General features: G+C 63.7%; 4 protein-coding genes. All 4 read right to left on the reverse strand.

The genetic code is table 11. From position 1 onward, the window contains the following. Positions 1–163 precede the first annotated feature (163 nt). The 4 genes from WCE35_RS13625 to WCE35_RS13640 all read right to left on the reverse strand — a co-directional run bounded on the left by WCE35_RS13625 (position 164) and on the right by WCE35_RS13640 (position 4,050). Complete coding sequence (locus WCE35_RS13625) at positions 164–475, reverse strand: DUF86 domain-containing protein (RefSeq protein ID WP_424593873.1); 312 nt, start codon at positions 473–475, stop codon at positions 164–166. Positions 476–510: 35 nt separating this feature from the next. After that, positions 511–807 (reverse strand): nucleotidyltransferase family protein, encoded by a 297-nt coding sequence (locus tag WCE35_RS13630; protein WP_424593874.1) that lies wholly within the window; start codon positions 805–807, stop codon positions 511–513. Positions 808–897: 90 nt separating this feature from the next. Further along, positions 898–3,804, reverse strand: coding sequence for a pyruvate, phosphate dikinase (gene ppdK, locus WCE35_RS13635; RefSeq protein ID WP_424593875.1), 2,907 nt, complete (start codon positions 3,802–3,804; stop codon positions 898–900). Positions 3,805–3,894: 90 nt separating this feature from the next. Next, complete coding sequence (locus tag WCE35_RS13640; protein ID WP_424593876.1) at positions 3,895–4,050, reverse strand: DUF3096 domain-containing protein; 156 nt, start codon at positions 4,048–4,050, stop codon at positions 3,895–3,897. Between the last annotated feature and the right edge of the window lie 543 nt (positions 4,051–4,593).

The raw sequence follows: 4,593 nt of genomic DNA on the forward strand, positions 1-4,593 counted from the left end.
CGTTAACCGGCGTTGCCCGCGCGCCACAGGCAAGCGATCGCCGGCGTTTGCGTCGTCGGATCGAAAACGTTGGTAAACGGGCGCTCGATGAAGGTGGTATAGATCCCGTCAACGAAGATGATGAAGGAACTTTCACGCGCGAATTTTGCCGATTGCGGCCGCGCTATTCCTTCAGCGAAGCCTTGATGGCCAGCAATGCTTTCTTGAGTGCCGGCAAATCGTCTTTCACGGCGTTCCAGATAATCTGACTGTCAATCCGCTGGTACTCGTGGCGAAGGATGTTTCCTATGCCAGCGATGTCCTTCCAGCGCACATCCTTGTGTTGTAATTTGAATTCACGACCAAGATGGCGACTGGCTTCGGAAATCACCTCGATACCTCGCTCAAGGGCTGACCGTAAAACCCAGGAGCGCTCATAGTCGCGGAACGTTTTGCCGGCGATGGCTTTTTCAATTCCCCGGATGCTCTCGAGCATGTCATGGATGCGGAGCAACGCAGACCGGCTCGACATTAAAAGACCCGCGTGGCCTCGGCTTCAACCCGCTTGCGAATAAGAGGGTGCAGCCCCTTGCGGGTGGTTATATCCACGTCGACGCCCAAGCCTTCCCGCAGCAAACGCTTGCTGGCGACCAGGTCGAACGCGTTAAATTTTCCACGGGGGTCATAATCGATGAACAGGTCCAGGTCGCTGTTGGCGCCAGCCTTGTTTTTAGCTGTTGATCCAAACAGGTAAAGCGAGGTCGCGCCCTTCGCCCTGAGGGCACCGGCGAAGCTACGCAACTTTCTAAGGGCCTCTGCTCGATTCATGACCCACTTCTATCAGAAGATGCAGGAAGCGGCAAAAGACGAATCCAAACTCCCGCGGTCGGACTTGCAATCCCGAAGCAGATTGCCTTATCACGCCTGGCTGGCCACCGTCTTGCCGAGCGCGGCCTGGGCTGCGGCCAGCCGCGCGATCGGCACGCGGTAGGGCGAGCAGGAGACGTAGTCGAGCCCGATCTCGTGGCAGAACGCCACCGAGGCGGGATCGCCGCCGTGCTCGCCGCAAATGCCGACCTTCAGGTTCGGCCGCGTCTTGCGGCCGCGCGCAACCCCAATCCTGACGAGCTCGCCGACGCCGTCGCGATCGACCGAGATGAAGGGATCGATCTCCAGAATTCCCTTCGCCACATAGGTGCCAAGAAAACTCGCGGCGTCGTCGCGGCTGATGCCGTAGGTGGTCTGGGTCAAATCGTTGGTGCCGAACGAGAAGAACTCCGCGGTCTGTGCGATGTCGCCGGCCATCAGGCACGCCCGCGGCAACTCGATCATGGTGCCGACCTGATAGCTGAGCTTGACGCCGGTTTCCTTCATCACCGAATGCGCGGTCGCATCGATCCGCGCCTTGACCAGGTCGAACTCGGCCCTGGTGGCGATCAAGGGCACCATCACCTCGAGGCCGACCGCCTTGCCGGTGCGCTTTCCGGCTTCGACCGCGGCCTCGAAGATCGCGCGGGCCTGCATCTCGGCGATCTCCGGATAGGCGATCGCGAGGCGGCAGCCGCGAAAACCCAGCATCGGATTGAACTCGGCGAGATCGCGGGCGCGATCGGCGAGCTTGCGCGGATCAGTGTTCATCGCGCGCGCGACTTCCTCGATCTCGGACTGGGTGTGCGGCAGGAACTCGTGCAGCGGCGGATCGAGCAGCCGGATCGTCACCGGCAGGCCCTTCATGATCTCGAACAGCTCGACGAAATCGGCGCGCTGCATCGGCAGCAGTTTCGACAGCGCCGCGCGGCGCGACTGCTCGTCCTCGGAAAGGATCATCTCGCGCACGGTGCGGATGCGCGTCTCCTCGAAGAACATATGCTCGGTGCGGCAAAGCCCGATGCCCTCGCCGCCGAACTTGATGGCGCTGCGCGCATCCTCCGGCGTGTCGGCGTTGACGCGAACGCCCAACTTGCGGACCTGGTCGGCCCAGCCCATCAGGGTGCCGAACTCTCCGGACAATTCCGGCTCGATCATCGACATCCGCCCGGCCAGCACCTGGCCGACCGAGCCGTCGATGGTGATGACGTCGCCGGTCTTGAAGGTGCGGGAACCGATGCTCATGGTGCCGCGGCCGTAGTCGACGCGGATGGTGCCGCAGCCGGAGACGCAGGGCTTGCCCATGCCGCGCGCCACCACCGCGGCGTGCGAGGTCATGCCGCCGCGCGTGGTCAAGATGCCTTCGGCGGCGTGCATGCCGTGAATGTCTTCCGGCGAGGTCTCGATCCGCACCAGGATGACCTTGCGGCCGTCGGCCTGCAGTTTCGCGGCCTCATCGGAAGAGAACACGATTTCGCCGGAGGCGGTGCCGGGCGATGCCGGCAGCCCGGTGGCGATGACGTCGCGACGGGCGGCGGGATCGATGGTCGGATGCAGCAGCTGATCGAGCGAGGCCGGATCGATCCGCATCACCGCGTCCTGCTTCGAGATCAGGCCTTCATTGGCAAGCTCGACGGCGATGCGCAGCGCCGCCTTCGCGGTGCGCTTGCCGGATCGGGTCTGCAGCATCCACAGCTTGCCCTGCTCGACCGTGAACTCCATGTCCTGCATGTCGCGGTAGTGCTTTTCCAGGAGCGTGTAGATCCGCGTCAGTTCGCCGAACGCCTCCGGCATCGCGCTTTCCATCGATGCCTTGTCGGAGCCGGACTCGATGCGCGCATCTTCGGTGATGTCCTGCGGCGTGCGGATGCCCGCCACCACGTCCTCGCCCTGCGCGTTGATCAGGAATTCGCCATACAGCTTGCTCTCGCCGGTCGAGGGATTGCGCGTGAACGCAACGCCCGTTGCCGAGGTCTCGCCCATATTGCCGAACACCATCGCCTGGACGTTGACCGCGGTGCCCCAGGATTCCGGGATGTCGTGCAGCTTGCGGTAGGTCACCGCGCGCGCGTTCATCCAGGATGAAAACACCGCCCCGATCGCGCCCCACAACTGGTCGTGCGGATCCTGCGGGAAATCCCTCCCCGTCTCGCGCGCCACCGCATCCTTGTAGCGGCCGACCAGTTCGACCCAGTCGTCGCCGGTCAAATCGGTGTCGAGCGTATAGCCCTGGCCGTCCTTGAAGGTATCGAGGATGTCCTCGAAATGATGATGCTCGAAACCGAGCACCACATCGGAATACATGGTGATGAAGCGGCGATAGCTGTCATAGGCGAAGCGGCGGTCGCCGGACAATTCGGCCAGCGCCTCCACCGTGTGGTCGTTGAGGCCGAGATTGAGCACGGTATCCATCATGCCCGGCATCGACGCGCGCCCGCCGGAGCGCACCGAGACCAGCAGCGGATTTTTGGCGTCGCCAAAAGCCTTGCCGGTCAGCTTGCCGACATGCGCCAGCGCTTTTTCGACCTGCGCCTTCAACTCCTTCGGATAGGTTTTTTCGTGCGCGTAGAAATAGCTGCAGGCCGAGGTCGGAATGGTGAAGCCGGGCGGCACCGGCAGGCCGAGACTGGCCATCTCCGCGAGGTTGGCGCCCTTGCCGCCGAGCAGATCGCGCAGACCCGCCTTGCCTTCGGCCTTGCCGTCGCCGAAAGTGTAGACCCATTTGCCGGCTTTTACGGCCGGAGCAGCGGACTTGCCGAGGGCGGCCTTGCCAGCCGGCCGGGCTGCGGCTTTCGGCGCCGGTTTGGCCGCGGTCTTCTTCAGCGCCTGGCGGGCCGAGGCCGGCGGCGCGGCCTTTCGAGCCGGCGCCGATGGCTTTGATTCCGCTGCGATTTTCTCAACGATTGGCCCAACGGCTTTCTCAACGGTTTTTTTGGGCTTCGCGACGGCTTTGGCCATGGCTGACAACAATCCGAAAAGAGGGGAGAAGCTGCGCGCCTTACACCATTTTGAGGGGTTCCGTGCAAGCCGCGAAACCCGGCTCACCCGCTACAGGTGGAGCCAGCGGAGCAGCCCGAGTCCGATCAGGCCGACGACGATCAGATAGATCGCGACGATGAAGTTGAGCAGCCGGGGCATGATCAAGATCAAGATACCCGCGATCAGGGCAACGATGGCGGGAACGTGCGCGGCGGTGATGGTCATTGAAACTCTCCGGAGGATCGACGGAATTCGAATCGGGGCGTGCAACTTACCCGCTGCAGTGGTTCGGGAACAGCAGACGTCCGTCGCCTCGGCAGGTTCCCGCCTTGATGAAAAACGCCCGAAATTGTCGCGGATGCGGCGGCATGTTCCCGGAACTTTGGCGCGCGCCATGAATTGGCTCGCATGGTGCGCCGGCCGAGCCGCGGCCGCCGATCCCCGTCGAAGGAGCAGACCATGCGGACCAGCATCCCTGTCATTGCCGCGATCGCCGGCGCGATGGCGGCACCGGACCGCGCTCGCGCCGCATCGTTCAGGTGGTCGAACAGGTTTCGATAGCCTGAACGAATGGTCCGGGCGCCGCGCAAGCGGACCTGCGCGAGAGCGACCGGACCTGAAGGCCCCGTCCGGCTTCCCCTCCGGGCGGGGCCTTTCATTTTACGGGACATCACGCGGCTTGGTGTCCCGGACGCGGTGCAGCGTTCTTCACGCTGCTCCGCAGCGCCGGGACCCACCGCGCCCGCCGCATAGACCCCGGATCAGCAG

This window comes from Bradyrhizobium sp. (genome assembly GCF_049691595.1).
Taxonomy (GTDB): Bacteria; Pseudomonadota; Alphaproteobacteria; order Rhizobiales; family Xanthobacteraceae; genus Bradyrhizobium.